This window comes from Sporomusa termitida (assembly GCF_007641255.1).
Lineage (GTDB): Bacteria > Bacillota > Negativicutes > Sporomusales > Sporomusaceae > Sporomusa > Sporomusa termitida.
Window position 1 is genome coordinate 4922560 of the sequence record NZ_CP036259.1, and the last position, 18571, is coordinate 4941130.

General features: G+C 51.5%; 13 protein-coding genes, 1 other RNA gene, 1 riboswitch and 1 other annotated feature. Of the genes, 7 read left to right on the forward strand and 7 right to left on the reverse strand.

Annotated features, from left to right (window positions below; translation table 11 throughout):
* Positions 1-161 precede the first annotated feature (161 nt).
* Positions 162-314 carry a hypothetical protein gene (locus SPTER_RS24945; RefSeq protein ID WP_170233376.1) on the reverse strand — a complete coding sequence of 51 codons (153 nt, stop codon included), beginning with the start codon at positions 312-314 and terminating at the stop codon, positions 162-164.
* A 278-nt stretch (positions 315-592) separates the two neighbouring features.
* Between SPTER_RS24945 and SPTER_RS22745 the strand changes: the two genes are divergently transcribed.
* Together SPTER_RS22745 and ssrS are read left to right on the forward strand one after the other, a co-directional pair.
* Positions 593-1510: a bifunctional helix-turn-helix transcriptional regulator/GNAT family N-acetyltransferase gene (locus SPTER_RS22745; RefSeq protein WP_144352474.1), complete on the forward strand. Its 918-nt coding sequence runs from the start codon at positions 593-595 to the stop codon at positions 1508-1510.
* Positions 1511-1587: 77 nt separating this feature from the next.
* A non-coding RNA gene (ssrS, locus tag SPTER_RS22750) (6S RNA) lies at positions 1588-1762 on the forward strand.
* A 181-nt stretch (positions 1763-1943) separates the two neighbouring features.
* Here the strand turns inward: ssrS and aldA are convergent.
* On the reverse strand, positions 1944-3392 hold the full coding sequence (aldA, locus tag SPTER_RS22755; RefSeq protein ID WP_144352475.1) for an aldehyde dehydrogenase: 1449 nt from the start codon (positions 3390-3392) through the stop codon (positions 1944-1946).
* A gap of 273 nt (positions 3393-3665) precedes the next feature.
* On the opposite strand from aldA, the gene SPTER_RS22760 reads away from it, so the two are divergent.
* Complete coding sequence (locus SPTER_RS22760) at positions 3666-4961, forward strand: magnesium chelatase ATPase subunit I (RefSeq protein WP_144352476.1); 1296 nt, start codon at positions 3666-3668, stop codon at positions 4959-4961.
* Positions 4954-6192, forward strand: coding sequence for a hypothetical protein (locus tag SPTER_RS22765; RefSeq protein ID WP_144352477.1), 1239 nt, complete (start codon positions 4954-4956; stop codon positions 6190-6192). The genes SPTER_RS22760 and SPTER_RS22765 overlap by 8 nt, the downstream gene beginning before the upstream one ends.
* Positions 6193-6284: 92 nt before the next feature.
* Here the strand turns inward: SPTER_RS22765 and SPTER_RS22770 are convergent, their stop codons facing one another.
* Together SPTER_RS22770 and SPTER_RS22775 are read right to left on the reverse strand one after the other, a co-directional pair.
* A complete protein-coding gene (locus SPTER_RS22770) occupies positions 6285-7931 on the reverse strand; it encodes a serine hydrolase (protein WP_144352478.1) in 1647 nt (548 codons plus the stop codon).
* A gap of 13 nt (positions 7932-7944) precedes the next feature.
* On the reverse strand, positions 7945-9861 hold the full coding sequence (locus SPTER_RS22775; RefSeq protein ID WP_144352479.1) for a DUF5050 domain-containing protein: 1917 nt from the start codon (positions 9859-9861) through the stop codon (positions 7945-7947).
* 128 nt (positions 9862-9989) lie between these two features.
* Positions 9990-10246 (forward strand) — a binding site (T-box leader).
* A 63-nt stretch (positions 10247-10309) separates the two neighbouring features.
* On the opposite strand from SPTER_RS22775, the gene SPTER_RS22780 reads away from it, so the two are divergent.
* The gene (locus SPTER_RS22780; RefSeq protein WP_144352480.1) at positions 10310-10900 is read left to right on the forward strand and encodes a tryptophan transporter; all 591 of its coding nucleotides are present in this window, start codon (positions 10310-10312) and stop codon (positions 10898-10900) included.
* Complete coding sequence (locus SPTER_RS22785) at positions 10897-12198, forward strand: phenylacetate--CoA ligase family protein (protein ID WP_144352481.1); 1302 nt, start codon at positions 10897-10899, stop codon at positions 12196-12198. The genes SPTER_RS22780 and SPTER_RS22785 overlap by 4 nt, the downstream gene beginning before the upstream one ends.
* 84 nt (positions 12199-12282) lie before the next feature.
* Here SPTER_RS22785 and SPTER_RS22790 read toward each other — a convergent pair whose 3' ends face one another.
* Positions 12283-13362 carry an HD-GYP domain-containing protein gene (locus SPTER_RS22790; RefSeq protein WP_144352482.1) on the reverse strand — a complete coding sequence of 360 codons (1080 nt, stop codon included), beginning with the start codon at positions 13360-13362 and terminating at the stop codon, positions 12283-12285.
* Between the two features lie 258 nt (positions 13363-13620).
* Positions 13621-16203 carry an ATP-dependent chaperone ClpB gene (gene clpB / locus SPTER_RS22795; protein WP_144352483.1) on the reverse strand — a complete coding sequence of 861 codons (2583 nt, stop codon included), beginning with the start codon at positions 16201-16203 and terminating at the stop codon, positions 13621-13623.
* Between the two features lie 499 nt (positions 16204-16702).
* A riboswitch (TPP riboswitch) is annotated at positions 16703-16815 on the forward strand.
* 64 nt (positions 16816-16879) lie between these two features.
* Here clpB and thiD point away from each other — a divergent pair.
* Complete coding sequence (thiD, locus tag SPTER_RS22800) at positions 16880-17686, forward strand: bifunctional hydroxymethylpyrimidine kinase/phosphomethylpyrimidine kinase (RefSeq protein ID WP_144352484.1); 807 nt, start codon at positions 16880-16882, stop codon at positions 17684-17686.
* A 67-nt stretch (positions 17687-17753) separates the two neighbouring features.
* On the opposite strand, the gene SPTER_RS22805 is transcribed toward thiD, so the two are convergent.
* Positions 17754-18440 carry a hypothetical protein gene (locus tag SPTER_RS22805; protein WP_144352485.1) on the reverse strand — a complete coding sequence of 229 codons (687 nt, stop codon included), beginning with the start codon at positions 18438-18440 and terminating at the stop codon, positions 17754-17756.
* Between the last annotated feature and the right edge of the window lie 131 nt (positions 18441-18571).

Consider the following 18571-nt stretch of genomic DNA (forward strand, 5'->3'; position numbering starts at 1 on the left):
ATAAGCGGGCACATAGCCTCCAGCCCATTAAAGCAGAGCTTAATGGCTCAGTTAGCGTCCTCCGCCGTGCCGGCCAAAAATTTCGCAACCTAACCTGAGATACGAGGTACTCAAAAAAACTGATCCTTTGTCAATAAAGGATCAGACTGAGGAATCGATATTTATTTACCAACACAGCCAAACTGCCCGGGCTGTTGAGCTACTGCAATAATCGTAGCGTTACCGCCACATTTTTCGCAGGTCTCCGGCTTCTTCCCTTCCGCTGCCTCAAGAATCCAACCACATTCCACGCATTTGTAAAAGATATCTGCCATTGGCAAACCTCCTTTGTATAATTATTATCTAATTATATTTATTCTCTACTAACCAGACTTATCCTTTTTTGGATTAATATGTATTCAATATACATGAACGACTATTAATTTTATGGTCTAGCCTAAACCGGTATCTTGAATTTCGCCAGTTAAGTAAGAAGCTGCAGCCACCGTCCCTGTAGCTGGTAATTGCGAAAAAATAGTTGACTAAGTCAAGTATTTTTATTATATTATTACTATATTCCTCTACATGGCAGGCTAGGGCAAGGAGGGTTTTTATGGATGAAAGTATGAGAAACAGGGCCACTGTAATTCGGGAGTTTAATCGGTTTTATACGCACTTTATTGGGCTGATTAATAAAAATATATTGGCAAGCCCGTATTCTCTGGCCGAGGCAAGGGTATTGCTGGAGGTGGACAAGGCCGGTCAGTGTACTGCGAGTGAGTTAACCAGCTTATTACAGATTGATCCCGGCTATCTGAGCCGTATACTGAAACGGCTAATAGCAGAGAAATTAGTGATAAAGTCCCGGTCACCGGCTGACGGCCGGGTTCAGGTTCTGTCATTAACCGGGCTGGGGCAGGCAACGTTCAGCAATCTGGCTGAAGCATCGACTCAGCAGATTGGCCGTATTCTGGCAGAACTGCCTTTATATCAGCAACAAGAGTTGATTGACCTTCTGGGCGGGGTTCGTAAAATTTTAGCGCCGGCCGGTGAGCAGGCGATTACGATCCGTACAGGACAGCCGGGAGACTTAGGCTATATTGCTTACAGGCATTGCGTGCTCTATCACCAGGAATATAGTTTAGAGCCGGCGGTATTTGAGCGTTATGTGCTGGCAGGTCTTTTAAAATATGCAGAGGAGCGACAAGCCGGTGCAATCTGGGTGGCACAGGTTAATGACAAAATTGCCGGCTTTATTGGTATGGTTGGCTTGGCTGAGGAAACCGCTCAGTTAAGATGGTTTCTCATTGAGCCTCAATTCCGCGGGCTGGGTATGGGACGGCGTTTATTGCAAGCTGCCATGGACTATGCCAGGGAGAATAAATATAAAAAAGTTTTGTTATGGACATTCCAAGGACTTGACACGGCCTGTCATTTATATAAAAGTTTTGGTTTTACGCCTACGCAGCAGGCGGGGAATGATACCTGGAAGAAGGGGCTGCAGGAGGAACGGTGGGAGATAACTTTATAAACGGCAGTTCTGGTATTAATGGTGTTTATATGGTGTTTATCAGGATTGCTCTCAGGGCAATAATATGTTAAAATAAAGGTAATCTAAGATGAACGTCAACTTGAATATGTCCAACCTACTTTAATAATTAGGGAATTCAATGGTGTGCGGCTGCCGGGCCAGCTACTGCGTGGAGGGCAAAAACAGATCTCAGGATACCCACCTGCCGGGTGCAGGTTTGGACATATAAAGGAACGGCATTTTGGATTGACAGGACTTGCCATATACTGGTAAGTCCTTTTTGTTTACTTTACTCTATTTAGGCATCCTCACAGTTGCTTAACAGACGCTGCTGTCACTACGCCGGCCCAAAAAGAGGGGACTGCCCCAAGCGCAAGCTGCGGCAGTCCCCTCTTTTTAGGCCGGACTGGATTTTTTGAGACGCAGTCCGGGATTATTTTATATTTTGGTTATACTGCATATATACTACATGGGTTTGCAGATATTCTTCGAGGCCATGCTTACCGTCCGCACCGCCGATTCCTGATTTGCGCCAGCCGGCATGGAACCCTTGCATAGCTTCGAAGTTTTCTCTGTTCACATAGGTCTCGCCAAACTTGATTTCCTTGCAGGCACGCATGGCCACATCAAGGCTCTTGGTATATATGGACGAGGTCAGCCCGTATTCACAATCGTTAGCTAACTCAAGCGCCTCGTCCAAATCTTTAAATGTGGCAATTGGCAATACTGGACCGAAAACTTCTTTTTGCATAATCGCAGTGTGTTGCTGGCAGTGAGTAAGGACGGTAGGCTCAAAATAAAAACCTTCTTTTGTTGGGGCCCGCTTACCCCCTAAGGCCAGCTGGGCTCCATCAGCCAGAGCCTGTTTGACAGCTGCTTCCACAAGCTCGAGTTGTGTTTTGCTGACCATTGGCCCCATGTCAATATCTGGCTGCGTGAGCGGATTGCCATAGGTAGTATTCCGCATGGCGGCTATTATTTTTTCAGTAAATTGGTCGGCTACTGATTCATGCACATATACCCTTTCGGCGCAGTTGCATACCTGACCGCTATTAATAATACGCGAATCGCGAATGCTGGCTGCGGCTAAATCAAGGTCAGCATCAGGCATTACAATCGCAGGGGCCTTGCCTCCCAGCTCCAAAGAAACCTTAGTAACATTTTCTGCTGCCGCCCGCATAATGGCAATGCCGCCGTCAACGCTGCCGGTGAAACTAACCATACCTACTTTCGGATGGCCGGCAAGAGCATTGCCGACAACGGCCCCTGCTCCGGAAACCAGGTTGAACACCCCTTTAGGCAGTGCGGTTTGGGCAACAATTTTAGCAAATTCAAAAGCGTTATTTGGTGTTTCTCTACTTGGTTTTATTACGATAGTATTACCTGTTACCAGGGCCGGTGCCATTTTCCGGGCAATTAGGAAGAAAGGAAAGTTCCAGGGCAGTATGCCGGCAATAACACCGATTGGCATTTTAAATAAAAAAATATTTTCATTGGGCCGGTCACTTTGGATGATCTCGCCCTCATAGCGGCGGGCAAACTCAGCCATATAATCCATATAATCGGCAGTAAAGTTGGCTTCAACCCGCGCCAGCGGCAAAATCTTGCCTTGTTCCTCGGCAATAACCCTGGCGATTTCTTCAGCATTTTCACGGACTTTTTGGGCAATTTCCTTGATATACCTGGCTCTTTCAATTGCTGGTAGTTTAGCCCACGATTTTTGTGCCTGTTCAGCCGCATTTACGGCTGCATTGACATCTGCCGGCGTACCTTCGGGAATTTCGGAAATTACCTGTTCTGTGGCTGGATTAATTACCGCAATCATCCTGCCTGAGCGGTTTTGAATAAACTCACCATTAATGAACATCTGATGGATTTTCACGCCTATTCCCCCTCGATTGTCATTGTCTCTAAACCATAGTGCTGTTTTCCGCGTGGATGATATCTGCATCTGGAAAACATGCAGCCAACAGTTTAAATAGTCTGACTGTATATATTTGACAAAAAACAGGATACTCCTTTAGCAAACGGCCGGGTTGACAAATAACTGCTAAGGGCTGTTTATTTATTGCTATTTTGCTGAAGTCCTTTTGCATGCAAGTCAGCCCGGCGGGAACAATACAGGTGAAGAAAAGAATCCGGAGGTGATTAAACTATGAGCCGGTACTTTGAGCTTAGCCGCCACAGTGGCAATCAGGAGCTCTTCCGGGTGGTTGAAATGTCGGTAGCGGCGCTGCTGGCTGATCACCCGTTTCATATTCTGGCCGAGGGTTTGCATGGTACAGGCAAGACAACCATTTTCCGGGCGGCCCGGGAATTGCTGCCGCCGATTAAACGCATTAAAAATTGCCTCTATAATTGCGATCCCGCGAGACCCCATTGCCCCCTGCACCGCGATTTACCGCCGCCGGTTATTGCAGAAATCGGGATAGAAGAGGTTCCCCGGCCCTTTCTTGAAATCTCTCAGGCGGCAAAAGTGGGGTCAGTTGTCGGCAGTATCGATCTTGCCAGACTGACAGATCCGGTGAAGCCGCTGGCGGCTCTTTTGCCAGGGACCATTCCCCGGGCGCACCGGGGCATTATTTTTATTGACGGAATTAACAGGCTGGCCGATACGGCACCGGAAGTGGCCGAGGTATTGTTAGACGTTATGGGAACCAGACCAGGGCAAATACAAATGGAAGAACCAGGTCTGCCAGCCGTAACGCTGCCGGTTGCGGTAGGTATCTGGGCGGCCTCCAATCCGGATGAGGAACCCGGCCCGCTTAGCCGGGTCAGGAAGCAGCTGTCTGACCGGTTTGATTTAACTGTGGCCATGGGCCGGCCGGATAATTATCAGGCTGTTGTCGATATTCTGGCCGGGAGTGCGCAAGCGGCGATGGCAGCCCTGCCCGGACAGCTGGCCGGTAATCTGGCGAATAGCACTGTAAGTCCGGAGCTCCGGCAGGTACTGGCAAAAATTTATATTGACTTCAGGCTGGATAGTCCGCGGGGGGCTCAGGCCATGGAGACGGCGGCCCGCTTAACTGCCTTATTGAGCGGCCGCAGCAACGCAACTGTGGCTGATTTGGCGCAAGTAGTGTCCTTGGCACTGGCGCATAGGGTTAGCGGTGACACAATTACCGCAATTACTGCTTATCTGACTGGTTTGTCCTATCCGCAGTCTCAGCGGCAGGGACAACAGGACCGTAAGCTTGAGGACCGGATGCTTTCACGCTGGGTTATGCTGTGGGCAGCTGTTAAAAGACAATTAGCTGCCGTAATGAGGGCGCGGTGTCACCGGCCTGCGGCTGAAACCAGTGAAGGTGGTAAGGGGGCAGGGGCCGGTGGGCCAGCCCGGATCGTTGACCCGCTGGCGACGACAATTATCGCTCCGCCTAAACCAGCCATCCCGATTGCCAATCTGCCTGATGATCAGCTAGTGACCAGGGATACCCACGCCCATGGCTGAGGGATTGGCAGCCACTCTTGCCAGTTTGTCTTTAGAGCGGCTGGCAGGACCGGAGGAAGTGATTATTCAGGCCCTCGCGGCCGGCGGGGGGGTGCGGCTGGGGCAATGTGCTGTTCTCAGCACCAAGGTTCATGCGTTTAATTCTCACAGCCCTGAACATGTGCAGATCATGGTGAATGCCGATGCCGGGCAGGTATTCTACCACCGCCGGGACAGCGGTATGATTTGCCATCTGGATATTTTTCATCAGTGCGGAACCGTTGATCATGCTCTTGCGGCCAGGTATGTGTGCCAGGCAGTTGACGTTTATCATAAGCTGGCCGGGGCTCAGGCCGTAGCTAGTCAGGGCGGCTTAGTCAATCCTGATTTAATTGATATTCAGACAGCCGCAGGCGGCGGGCGGATAACCGGGACGCTCACCGGCGGGCAGAAGGAATCTCTGCGCCGTGTTCACGAAAATCATGTTCATCTTGCCCTTCACTTACCCAGTGACCATATACGTTGTTTATTTTTCATTGTTGCCGCTATTGAAACTGCGATTCTCACTTGCGGTTGCGAATTAAGGTGCAATGAGCAGATTACCTGTATTCATTCTACTGATACTCAGGCCGACCTGAGCCCCTATACCGGTCAGACCGATTCGCAGCTTACTGGTCAGCGGGAAGAAGCACAACCTTGCAGCCTGGATAATGCGGTTACCGGCAAGCAGCCAGGACCTGCTGACCAGGCGGTTAAGCCGAGTGGCGCCGGGAACAAACAGGAACAAGGGCTGTGCAAAAGCCAGACACTTGTTACTACTAGGGAAAAGGGCCCGGCTTTTACGGAATTTCGCGACCGGGAGCCAGTGGCGCGGGTAACACCGTCAAGCAGTTTTTTCGCGGCTGGCCTGTCAGACAGTGTAAAGCAGGCTCTTGCCTGTGCCCGGAACCGGCCGGAAATCGCGGCCGGCAGCAGCAGTACCCAGCACAAGCGGCCTTTGGCCGGCGGGTTGATTGCCGGTTCTGACCGCCCGGCTGCGATTGCCCTTGATGTTGCGGCTACTGTCACGGCTGCTGCCCGTCAGTTTGCGGAGCAAAGCGAAGGCCGGTTGCGGATTCGGCCTGCGGATCTGCGGTTTACGGCCCGACGACCCTGCCTCAGCCGCATTTATGAGGAAACAGCCAAGTCGCTGATCGAGGCTCTGACTGCTGCCAATGAGGTTAAACAATCACAGTACAGTTCTTATGCATAGGGCTGGATACTGATGCTGGTTTTCTCAAACAGCTGACGGTGGCGGCGGGCGGTGTATTACATCTGTTCACTGAGTTTGAGTACCAGCTTATGTTATAGACGCAGCCTGGTGCTGATGTTAAGGGCGGCAGCCAACTCGCGAACAGGGACAAATATCTGCCCGTTTTGCCTATAAGGGGGGTGCGGCAGCAGCAAAGTTTCGCCATTTACGCTCATTCGGTTTTGTCCTGCCGTCAGGACGGCTTTTTTTTGCCCCTGGGTAAAGGTAACGGTATCGCCTTGCTGGTTAATACCGGCTGCAAGAGCATCGGCTGTTGCGACGGCCGGCAGAAAAAGGTGCTGAGTTTTTCCTGACCTGGTAATGGCAGCCGGGGCCGGCAGAACGATTTTACGGCCGTTGACTGTTATAAAATTAGCGTTGACTTTAGCCCTTAGCTCCCGGCTTAGATTAGCCGCTGGGGGGGCAAAGGCGGCTAACAAGGTGATGGCGATGGTATTCTCGACCCTGTAAAAGGGATCGGCATTATTTAAGTTGGCCCCATTCAACATAAATACGAACCCTATTCTGCTGTCCGGATCGTAATAAGCATCCCCTGACAGACCGTAGGCTTCGCCCGAATGGCCGATCAGACGCCTGCCGGGCACTAAGTCATCGGTAATGTGAAAGTTTAGTCCTTTTTGTTTATAAAAACCGTCCATACTGTAGCCAAACCACTGCATACTATGCATGAGATCGGCCGTATCGGCTTTGAGAATCCGGATACGGTTATAGCTGCCGCCGTTCATATGGGCTTGCATAAACTTGGCAAAGTCAGTTGTGCTGGCCCGCAGCCCCCCGGCAGGGGAATAGCCGAGCGCACTGCCCAGCGGGGCAGTAATTGTTGCCGGTGCCGGCTTAATGCCGGTATAAGTGTCTTTGGTCGGCCGGAAATGAATAAACTGCCCATCCGGTCTGTATAAGGTAGCAATATTCTGCCAGTTATTAATGTCAGCCGGCTCAAAGCTGGCATCCATTCCGAGCGGTTTAAATATGAAGGTGCTGCAATACTCTGCAAAGGGCAAGCCGGAGATTTTCTCAACAAGCGAGCCGGCAATGCCGGTGCCGAAATTGGAGTAATTAAAGCAGGTGCCAGGGGCTTGGGGCGCAAAGGTGGCGGCGCTATAATACTGTCCCCCGGGAACCAGCAGCTCTTTAATGTCCAGCGCCGGCAGCAGCGCAGGGGTTGACTCGACGATGGCATCATATGCCCCGCTGTCAATAATGCTTGAGGTGTGATTCAGGAGCTGGCGGAACGTGATTTTCACAGCTGGATAGTGGGGGTTTCTTACCTGATAACCAAGGCTGCTGCTGATATCATCATCCAGGCCGAATTTGCCCTGCTCGTACAGCTGCATGAGTGCTGTAGCGGTTACCATTTTGGAGAGGGAAGCCACCCTGAATAAAGTGGCCGGTGTTACTGCCCGCCCGGTGTTAAGATCAGCCCAGCCATAGCCGCCGCTCCAGATTATTTTATTATCGCGATATACGGCAGCTGACAGGCCGACAACACGATAGTCGGCCATGATCGCCAGCAGTTGTTTATCAAGGGCTGTGGGGTTGGCCGGCTGTTGATAAGACGGCAGCGCAAAATAGCCCGGTGGTGCCTCTGGCCCGGCGGCCAGGGCCGGCAGACTGGCGGCGGCCAGGGTTATGCCGGCCAGCATTACCGGCAGGCATTTAAATAAACGGGAACAAGACATGAACGTTTCCTCCTTATAGCCTGAAGAACAGGTGATGATAGTAAAGCGTCTTATTGGTGATTATTACCGGTTGCGGGCCAACCCCTAAATCACAGATCAATTTTTGTTTTTTTGTGGTCGCATTCAGCTGATATAAGGCATGATTGGCTGAGGTGTTGGTATAGTAGATATCGTTGCCGGCAATGGCAATAAACCCTGTTTTGTCATCGGTGAGCTTAGTACGGTTTTGGCCATCGGTGCCAATCGCATACAGCTTTTGCCCGTCATCATAATTGCTGTAATAGATAGTCTTGCCGGCTGCTGTCAGGCTGATGGCCCGGTCATTACCCACTTTGCTGCGGCCGCTGCCGTCAAGCTTCACTTTATATATTCTGTAACCATCGGCGGCATTGAGATAATATACCCAGTCGCCTGACAGACTGAGGTTTTCTGACGGGTCGCAATTTAGCTGTTGCGTTACCTGACCGTCCAAGGAGGTTTTATAAATGAAGTTGGCCGGTGCGGAATGCCGGTTGCCTCCCTGTATATAGACAAGCCAATTGCCGGTCAGTACTACCTGACTGACCGGGGCATCGGTAATCCTTGTTTTTTCTTTACCGTCCCTGCTCAGTCTGTAAATGCGGTGATTGTCAGACCAGTTGCTGTAATATAAATATTTCCCGGAAATATTTAGGCTCCAGGCTTCATCACTGCTAAGGACAGTGGGGGCAGTTGCGCCGGGATTAAGGCGGTGAATGTTCTCCCTAATGCCGGTGCGGGGGTCAGGGGCTAGCGCCAGGTAGTAAAGGGGCTTGCGGGTAGATGACAGCGTCCGGCGCTGGCCGGCCGCAACTGCCGGGGCTGGCGCCGGACGGGGCTGGGGTCTCCGGTTAAAATAGTCATCTGTTGCCTGGACAATCGCTTTAGCAGCCTCCAGGCGGTAGACCCGCCGGGATATCAGTTTGGCATCCTGGGGATGGGGCAGCATGGCAATTTCGGCAATGACCGCCGGTATCCAGGTTGCGTTTAGCAGGACCAGGCCTGGCCGGTCCTGCAAGGGCGATTGCGGGATCCGCAGGTTTTGGGCTAGATTAGCCGCAATCAGGGTGGCCAGGTCTTGCGCCGGCCTGGGGGCCGAGGAGTTATAGAGCGCGGTAGTGCCCCGGCTCAGCTTGTTGACGGCCTTGTCTGCCGGTACTGAATTATTATGAATCGAGATTAAGGCCGCAGCCTCTAAAATATTGGCGGCGTCAGCCCGGTCCAGCAGACTGGGCCGGGAATCGTCCGTGCGGGTCATATAGACGTCATAACCGTGTTGGGCAAATAAATCGCGGCTTAAGCGGGCAATATCAAGATTAAGGTCCTTTTCCCGGAGAAAGTTACTGGTGGTACCTAAATCCGGTCCGCCGTGACCAGGATCAAGCACAATGGTTGCAGGCAAGTCTGTTCCGCTATCTGTAAAGCGTAACACAAGATAGGTACGGTGCGTGACTGTGTTGTCAGGATTGGGTAGCGGTTTCCGTTTGACGGTGACAATCTGCAGGTTAGCGATTTGACGGTTATAGGCAATCGCAATGCTGAGTTCATTGGCGGCGATTGCTGCGATTGTTACCTGGTGCACACGGGACGAAGCAATGGCTTTGGTAAAGGTGCCCTGCTCTGCCAGTTCCGGCATTGCCGGCCGTGCAGCCAGTGTTATTGCAACTGTGCTGCCTTGCCGCGTTACCCGGTATTCCGGTTCCAGGCGATCATCAGCGGCGAGGGCTGTGCAGGCCTGCCTGGTTTCTACGGCAATGGCGACAGCATCGGTATGTTCCAGCTGAAAAAGCTTTAGCTCGGTTGCCGACTGGGCAGCTGGCGCCGATACGGCCAGGCCGGCAGCTGCCGGGCCTGGGCAGAATAATAAGGTAATCGCCAGCAGCAGTGGCAGCAGGGATATCTGTACAGGCATAATACACCTCTTTATTGTTTATAAACTAAGGAAAGATGTTCGCTTTCAAAAGCAAAACACCTGCAGGATTTTCCTTATTGACATTTGTATCTGTCCCTTGGTATGCTATATACAAACTAATAATAAAACAAACATCAATGACCAGGGATAGTAAACATACGCAGGAAGCTGCAGCGAGCCAATGCCAGTGAGAGTTTGGCGCCGTCCGGTATGTTGAATGGGCCTGGGAGGTACAGCCTGAGCCGCAGGGGCGGGGTAGGCGCTGTCGGGCTTCTTCCGCCGTTACCAGGAAGCGGGTATCGGAGTTCGTCCTGTACTTAGTAAGCCGGGCCATGCTTGTCGTGGCCAATGAGGGTGGCACCGCGGGTTAAACCCCGTCCCTTTGCGCATGTTGACACATGCGCAAAGGGACGGGGTTTTATATTTTTTACGAGGAGGATATGTACTGATGGAAAACAAACAGACAGAAATGGTTACGGTCACAACAGGCCGGGAAGGGCGGTTCCGGTGGGCGGCGGTAACAGCAATGCTGCTGGCTATCGGGGCGATACTCAGGCTGGTGAGTCCCAGTATTGCCGGGGTTTCGCCTAACTGGATCATTGCCATGTATTGTCTGGCTATTGTGCTGTTCCGGCCCTCCTTCAGGCGGGCCATGAGTATTGGGCTGGTGGCCGGCGCGTTGTGCCTGGCTACGTCAAAATCAGTTTTTCCGTATGGAAATCTGATCAGTGAGCCGGTTGGCGCCCTGGTTTGTGCCTGTATCGTCAGCCTGCCTGTTAACATGAAAGCGGGACGGCTGGATTTACGGCCGGCGCTGGGAACTGTTGGCGGGACCCTGGCCAGCGGCCTGACTTTTACGACCCTGGCCAAGATTATTCTGGGTTTGCCGCTGCAAGTCTATCTCTACGGGATGCTGCCGGTGGTGCTGACCGTGGCGGCAGCCAACACGGTTATTGCTCAGGCGCTCTATTATCCGGTGGCGGCGTTGCTGGGCGGGCGGGCTGGCAAAAGCAAGGAAACGGAGGGAATCGGCCAATGACCATCTGGAATCAGGAGATTGAAACAATGCCTGTGGCCGCTATGCGGCAATTGCAGCTGGGGCGGCTGCAGGAACTTGTGGACAGAGTGTACCGCAATGCTCCCTTTTACCGGTATAAAATGGAGGCGGTGGGGGTAATGCCGGCTGACATCCGGTCGCTGGCGGATATAACAAAATTGCCGCTGATGACTAAGCAGGATATGCGGGATAATTATCCCTATGGGCTTCTGGCCGTCCCCCTTAAGCAAATTGTCAGGTTTCATTCATCCAGCGGTACGACGGGCCGGCCAACGGCTGTTGCGTATACGAAAAACGATGTGGATATGTGGGCGGAATCCCTGGCTAGAACCCTGGTAGCCGGCGGCCTGGAGCCTGACTCGGTATTTCAGGTTGCTGTTAACTACGGTATGTTTACAGGCGGTCTGGGGATGCATTATGCTGCAGAAAAGGCGGGGGCTGCCATCGTACCGGCCTCATCCGGTAATCCTGTCCGGCAGGCGATGCTGATGCAGGACTTTGGGGTGACGGCAATTATTATTACGCCGTCCTATGCCCTGCATTTGGCCGAGGCGCTGCAGGCCAGGGGGATTGATCCCCGCAGCCTGGCTTTAAAATCAATATTTTGCGGGGCTGAGGCCTGGTCGGACAGTATGCGGCTGGAGATTGAAAAAGTGTTTGGCACCAATACCTATGATGTATACGGGTTAAGTGAGATTATTGGCCCCGGTGTGGCCACCGACTGCCGTTTGCAGGCCGGGCTTCATCTGCATGAGGACCTGTTTTACCCGGAAATAATTGACCCTGTTACGGCCGAGCCCCTCCCTGACGGCCAGGTCGGAGAACTGGTGATTACCACCTTAACTAAAGAAGGGATGCCGATGCTGCGGTACCGCACCCGTGACCTTACCGCCCTTGGCCGCACCCCGTGTGCCTGTGGCCGGACCGGTGTGACCATGCAGCGGGTTACCGGGCGCAGTGATGATATGCTGATTATTCGCGGTGTTAATGTATTTCCGTCGCAGATCGAAAGTGTTTTATTGGAAATGGGCGCTACCGCTCCCCATTATCAACTGATTATTGAGCGTAAGAATAACCTTGATGAACTGACTGTGCTGGTGGAACCTACGGAAGCCGGTTATGCGGAGCTGGGCGATGAAGGGCTGCGCAACCTGGAAAAAACAATTCAAAACCAATTAAAAGCGGTACTGAATATCAAGTCCATCGTTCGGCTGGTATTGCCGCACACCATTGAACGCAGCGAAGGAAAAGCCAAACGCGTGGTGGACAACAGAAAATAGGCATAAGCAAACAGGTCTGTTCTGAATGCTTGAATCAGAACAGACCTGTTGTTACCGTGGATATTACGCCGGTATGGGCTTGCCTTAGTTGGCGTTCGCTAAATATTCCTGGTTGACCAGGCGTTTAATAGCAACATTCTGAGTGGCGGCCAGATCAATGATTGTGCCGTTATCTGTTTTAATCACCGGCCGGTCAAGCTTGTTGGCATTAAAGAAAATGACCTGACCTGTGGTCTCATCGCTTAAGAGTACCGGTGAGTTTATCAGGCAGTCGCGAATGTGGCGGATAAAAGGCTGGCACACCCCCTGATCCAGCTTGCCGAACATCTCCTTGGCCATGGCTTCCAAAACCGGGAACGGATTGGCATGCTCGCCGATATAAGAGCGCTGGTGAAAGAAATCGGCAACAGCAATGATCCTGGCATAGAGGTGGATTTTATCCCCGGTCGAACCTAAGGGGCGGCCACTGCCGTCCATATATTCATGATGCTGCAGGATGCTCAGCATAACTTCCTGGGGGATAGCAGGCACATGCTGGAGCAGTTTACCACCGTTTATGATATGTGAATTGGGATGCGCATCGGCCTCTTTGGCGATGACCAGTTTCCCCACATCATGCAATAGGGCTGCCAGAATTAAAACGTGGATTTGATCTTCGGTCATTCTCAGCTTCCGCCCGATAATACTGCTGATAAAAGCCACCATGACCGAATGCCGGGCTACTTTGTCGGCTAGATTATAGTCACTGACCAGCAGATAATCCATAATTGCCGGCCCGGTGGAAAGTACGGCTGAGTAAATGCTGAAGGAGGTATCCTTAAGTTCCTGTACCGGAAGCTGATTGTTGTTTCTAATAAAATCAAAAGAATGGACCGCCGCTGTCATCACGCTGTCATACTCTTTAAAGAAGGTAATAAAATCTGCCGCCAGACTGCTCGGCTGGGCAACCGGCGCCGGCGGTTCCTCCGGGCTCTCCGTTGCTTGGCCGGCCGTTTTATCTATAATAATAATGCTGTGAACATCCCACATGAGCAGCAAGGAGATGATGCGGGGGTTGACAACAATATCTTTCCCCAATAAGGTCTTACCGCTGGCAGACAGGACTGGTTCACCGATAACCATTCCGGAAACTAACTCATTGACGCTGATCATCCTTGTTGACATACTCCCAACCCCCTTTTAAAGTAGACTCATGCAATCCAAAACTAGAATTTTTTGCCGGCCAGTTCGCTAGCTGCTGATATCGGCCTGGTAATCGTTCAGGATAACTATCTATAATGGCAATATAAGTATAAAATTGATTCGTCTGAATTGCAATCGGCCTAAAGTCATGGGGGATAGTACCGAGGTCCTAGAAAAAAATCCCCGCCAAGCGGGGATTTTTTAGCAGGCTTATAGTTATAAGGTAATGAGTGGTGAGGGTTAGTTAAGCACTTTTATGAATATTTTGCCGGCGGGGGCGTGTAATTGTACTTTGCTGCCCTCCGGTACCTCGCCCCTGATGATCATTTTGCTCAATTCGGTCTCAACCAGGCGGCTGATTAAACGTTTCAGGGGTCTGGCGCCGAATTGCGGGTCATAGCCCTCCCTTGACAATAACTCCAGGGCATTGTTTTCCCAGGTCAGAGTAATGTTCAGTTGTTTCTGCAGGCGCTTGTTGAGGGTTTCCAGCATAATCGCGGCAATGGCTCCAACCTGCCCGGCAGTCAGGGCATTAAAGACGATGATATCGTCAATGCGGTTTAAGAACTCCGGCCGGAAATTGTGTTTCAGTAAATCCAGTACCCGGTCTTTGGCGGTGGTAAAATCACTGTGCAAAATTTCATGGGAACCGATATTGGAGGTCATGATGATAACCGTATTTTTAAAATCAACAGTACGGCCCTTGCTGTCGGTAAGGCGGCCATCATCCAGAATTTGCAGCAGGACATTAAACACATCAGGATGGGCCTTTTCAATTTCATCCAGCAGCAGGACACTGTAAGGGCGGCGACGGACAGCTTCCGTCAGTTGTCCCCCCTCATCATGGCCGATATAACCGGGCGGGGCCCCAATCAGGCGGGCAACAGCGTGCTTTTCCATATATTCACTCATGTCAAGCCGGATCATGCTGCGCTCATCATCAAACAGTACTTCGGCCAGGGTTTTTGCCAGTTCGGTTTTGCCAACACCGGTCGGGCCCAGAAAAATAAAGGAACCGATTGGCCGGCTCGGGTCTTTAATACCGGCCCGGGCTCTGATGATTGCCTCGCTGATGGCTGTGACGGCCGCCTCCTGGCCGACGACCCGCTGGTGGAGAATGTCTTCCAGATTCACCAGTTTTTCCCTCTCGCCGGTCATCAGCTTGGTTACAGGCACGCCCGTCCAGCGGCTGACCACTTTGGCGATATCATCCTCATCGACCTCTTCCTTAAGCATGGTTTTATGGGAGCGGCTATGGGTGAGCTGCTCTTCTTCGGTGTTGAGTTTCTTTTCAAGCTCCGGTAACCGGCCATATTTGAGTTCTGCCAGCCGGTTCAGATCATAGGCCCGTTCGGCTGCTTCCATCTGAGTGCGGACAGTTTCAAGCTCTTCCTTTAAATCCCTAAGCCGGATGATGGCCTGTTTCTCCAGCTGCCACTGCGCTTTTAGCGCCTCTGCCTGCTCCTTAAGGGTGGATAGCTCCTGACCGATGCGGCTAAGTTTGTCTTTGGAGGAAGGGTCGGTTTCTTTTTTCAGGGCCTGTTCTTCAATTTCCAGCTGCATAACCCGGCGCAAGGTCTCATCCAGCTCTGTCGGCATGGAATCGATCTCAGTACGCAGCTTGGCAGCCGCTTCATCAATCAGGTCAATCGCCTTATCTGGCAAAAAACGGTCGGAAATATACCGGTCGGACAGAACCGCGGCGGCGACAAGGGCGGCATCTTTTATTTTTACCCCATGGTGAACCTCGTAACGTTCTCTTAACCCGCGTAAAATCGAAATCGTATCCTCGGCGTTTGGCTGATTTACCATGATTGGCTGGAAGCGGCGCTCCAGGGCCGTATCCTTTTCAATATGCTTGCGGTATTCATTCAGCGTGGTTGCACCGATGCACCGGAGCTCGCCCCTGGCCAGCATTGGCTTAAGGATGTTGCCGGCATCCATGGCTCCTTCCGCCGCTCCGGCTCCCACCACGGTGTGCAGCTCGTCGATAAACAAGATGATTTTGCCTTCTGATTTGGAGATTTCACTTAATACTGTTTTCAGCCGCTCCTCAAATTCACCGCGGTATTTGGCACCGGCGAGCATGGCTCCCAGATCGAGCGAGTACACGGCTTTATTTTTTAAGGTCTCCGGTATGTCGCCGGCAATAATACGCCTGGCCAGGCCTTCGACAATCGCTGTTTTACCCACCCCGGGCTCGCCAATCAGTACCGGATTGTTTTTCGTGCGGCGGGACAGGATTTCAATAACCCGGCGAATCTCCTCGTCCCGGCCGATTACCGGGTCAAGCTTGCCCTGGCGGGCCAGTTCGGTCAGATCCCGGCCATATTTTGCCAGGGCCTGCAGGTTTTCGTCCGGGTTATCGGTGGTGATGTTTTGTCCGCGCCGGAACTCAGTAATAATCTCCTGCAGCCGGTTTTTTGTCAGGCCAAAATCGCGGCAGACTTTTACCAAATCGGCATCCCCGTCGTCGGCGATGGCCATAAGTAAATGTTCAACACTGATATAATCATCTTTCATAGTTTTAGCATGTTTTTCGGCTAACGCCAGTACCCGCACCAGGGCGGTATTCATGCGCAGTCCGCTATCCTGGCCCCGGACCGCGGGAATGGTTTGTAGCAGCTGCTCAAGTTTACCTGTAAACAGCCGGCTGTCGATGGCTAACTGCGCCAGGAGATAAGCCATAATGCCCTCGGCATCTTTGACAAGCGCCAGTGCCAGGTGCTTGGTGGTTAGTTCCTGATGGTAGTGCAGGGCGGCCAGCTGCTGCGCTTCCTGCAGGGCGGCCGCGGCTTTTTGCGTATATTTTTCACTATTCATTATTTATACCTCCCTAAACAATTATTTGAGGTTACTTTAAGGATTATGTGCTAAAATAAGCTTACAGTTAAATATTAGCAGAAAAACGTTATTAATAGGAGCCGGATTAAGGGCAATGTGCGTTGATTTTAGGCCTAATTGGCTGATTTTTTGCCTATTAATGAGAGCAGGCGCACGGATACTCACCTTTTCTGACCTTTTGACTTTGTTTGACTTTTAATATTGCCGACTACCCCCTTATTTTATTAGCGGCGTTGCAAAAGCTGCCGTTAATAGCCCTGTTGGTGTCATTTAATTAGAGCTATGTAAGTGCCGGTATTGGTTTAGCGTTGGCCTGAGCCCCTTGACGTGCTTGCCCTGGGGCAGGTCGCTGATAGCTGGACTCGGCCTGCAGTAATTGAATAACCTAAGACGCCGGCGGCTGCTTGTCCGTAACGGCCCGGATAGCAAGGCTTGTTTTTTCAGGTAAAATATGTTAAAATTTAATTGATTTTTATATGGTATGGGCTAGGGGCGCTGGATAGGCCAGCTGAGATAAAGATCCTTTGATATCTTTGACTCTTTAACCTGATTCTGGATAATACCAGCGTAGGGAAGCTAATTGCTGTCATCAACTGAGGGCACAGGTATTCCTATATGGTTACCTGTGCCTATTATTTTGCCGTGAGGTGAGGATATGAAAAATGTATTAACAATTGCCGGTTCCGATTCCAGCGGCGGGGCTGGTATTCAGGCCGACCTCAAAACCTTTGCTGCCCATGGGGTATACGGGATGAGTGTCATTACCGCGATTACTGCACAAAATACCCAGGGGGTATTTGCGGTTCAGGATGTTACGCCAGCTATTATCGCCCAACAGCTTGATGCAATTTTTGATGATATTGAGGTGGCTGCCGTTAAAATCGGCATGGTATCTCAAGTCGAGACTATTAAAGTGATTGCAGCCAAACTAAAGGAATATGGCGCTAAAAATATTGTCGTCGATCCGGTTATGATCTCCAAAAGCGGCTATCATTTACTGAATCCGGCCGCTGAGAGTACGCTGGTTGCGTATTTACTGCCCCTGGCGGCGATTGTGACCCCCAATATACCTGAAGCAGAGGTAATTACCGGTCAGTCAATCACTACCCTTGCCGATATGGAAACCGCAGCCCGGGCGATTTTGGGCCTGGGACCGCAGAGTGTGCTGCTGAAAGGCGGACACCTGAACGGTGATGCGACCGATGTCTTATTTGACGGCAGCCAGTCAGCCTATTTGCCGTCACGGCGGATTAGCACCAAGAATACCCATGGCACAGGTTGTACTCTTTCCTCGGCCATTGCAGCCAACATCGGCCGGGGGCTGCCGGTGGCGGCTGCGGTAAAAGCGGCCAAAGAATACATAACAACGGCGATTGAACATTCTTTGTCTGTGGGCAAAGGCGTGGGGCCTACGCATCATTTTTACAGCCTGTATAAGCAGGCCGGCATGTTGGAAGAATAGTGTAATGCTTGCAGGGGAAAGCGGCGTTGCTGATTGGCTGACCAGTCTGGCTGCCGCATGGTTAAGGCTAGATGTGCTTGCGGGTTAAAGGACTTTGGGGCCGGGGTATTGATTTGGCAACAGGAGTAACCTCTGTTTCCAGCTCCGCCGTTGTTTCCAGGTCGCTCTGCACAGGTGGCAGCGGTGTTTGTGACGGGGTGGGTGGTGGCTGGGGGGTAATTCCTGCCGGCGGGGGGCCAAAGCAGGAAGTAGTGCTGCAGCGGTTGAAGAGTGTTTGGCGGAGTGCTTCCAGCACAACAATCTGCTCGGCGGTAGCGCATTGGTCATCGGCAGAGGGTGAGAGGCAGTTTGTCACAAGCTTTACTATATCAATGGGGGCGCAGGTAATGCTGAGAAGTTCGCTGCTGAAAGCAATTTTACAGCAGAGCAGCTCGTTAAGCATGTCGATCAGTGTGCCTGCCCGGTCATAACGGATCACGGACCGCTCGAAGATTTCAAATGGTACGCCGGGAGTACGCTGAATTTCTTCCGAGGCGCCGACCAGCAGCCGGTAAGAAGCAACAAGTGAGGAATAGTTGGGGATAACAGCATTGATATCAGCTAACAGGGTATTAATAATTGAAATATTGTCGCTGGTCGTGCTGGTCGTGGTGTTGGTGGTAGTTGTTGTACTGTCGGTGGTATTAGTGTCAGTGTTAGTGGTAGAACTGGTATTGTTGCAGGTGTTGGTACAAGTGTTGGTAATAACCGCCATTGTAACCCCTCCTCTCCTGGCAAAGTGCATCTGCAAAGCAAACACTGTACTATATGCCGTATGTTTTTGCCTAAAAAAATATGCCGTTATTAACAAAAAAACAATAAGTTATAGCATAAACTGGTAATTTG

Excerpts from the sequence above, each read along its gene's own strand:
- SPTER_RS24945 (WP_170233376.1), bottom strand. The coding sequence starts at position 314 with ATGGCAGATATCTTTTACAAATGCGTGGAATGTGGTTGGATTCTTGAG.
- SPTER_RS22745 (WP_144352474.1), top strand. The coding sequence starts at position 593 with ATGGATGAAAGTATGAGAAACAGGGCCACTGTAATTCGGGAGTTTAAT.
- SPTER_RS22760 (WP_144352476.1), top strand. The coding sequence starts at position 3,666 with ATGAGCCGGTACTTTGAGCTTAGCCGCCACAGTGGCAATCAGGAGCTC.
- SPTER_RS22765 (WP_144352477.1), top strand. The coding sequence starts at position 4,954 with ATGGCTGAGGGATTGGCAGCCACTCTTGCCAGTTTGTCTTTAGAGCGG.
- SPTER_RS22770 (WP_144352478.1), bottom strand. The coding sequence starts at position 7,931 with ATGTCTTGTTCCCGTTTATTTAAATGCCTGCCGGTAATGCTGGCCGGC.
- SPTER_RS22775 (WP_144352479.1), bottom strand. The coding sequence starts at position 9,861 with ATGCCTGTACAGATATCCCTGCTGCCACTGCTGCTGGCGATTACCTTA.
- SPTER_RS22780 (WP_144352480.1), top strand. The coding sequence starts at position 10,310 with ATGGAAAACAAACAGACAGAAATGGTTACGGTCACAACAGGCCGGGAA.
- SPTER_RS22785 (WP_144352481.1), top strand. The coding sequence starts at position 10,897 with ATGACCATCTGGAATCAGGAGATTGAAACAATGCCTGTGGCCGCTATG.
- SPTER_RS22790 (WP_144352482.1), bottom strand. The coding sequence starts at position 13,362 with ATGTCAACAAGGATGATCAGCGTCAATGAGTTAGTTTCCGGAATGGTT.
- clpB (WP_144352483.1), bottom strand. The coding sequence starts at position 16,203 with ATGAATAGTGAAAAATATACGCAAAAAGCCGCGGCCGCCCTGCAGGAA.
- thiD (WP_144352484.1), top strand. The coding sequence starts at position 16,880 with ATGAAAAATGTATTAACAATTGCCGGTTCCGATTCCAGCGGCGGGGCT.
- SPTER_RS22805 (WP_144352485.1), bottom strand. The coding sequence starts at position 18,440 with ATGGCGGTTATTACCAACACTTGTACCAACACCTGCAACAATACCAGT.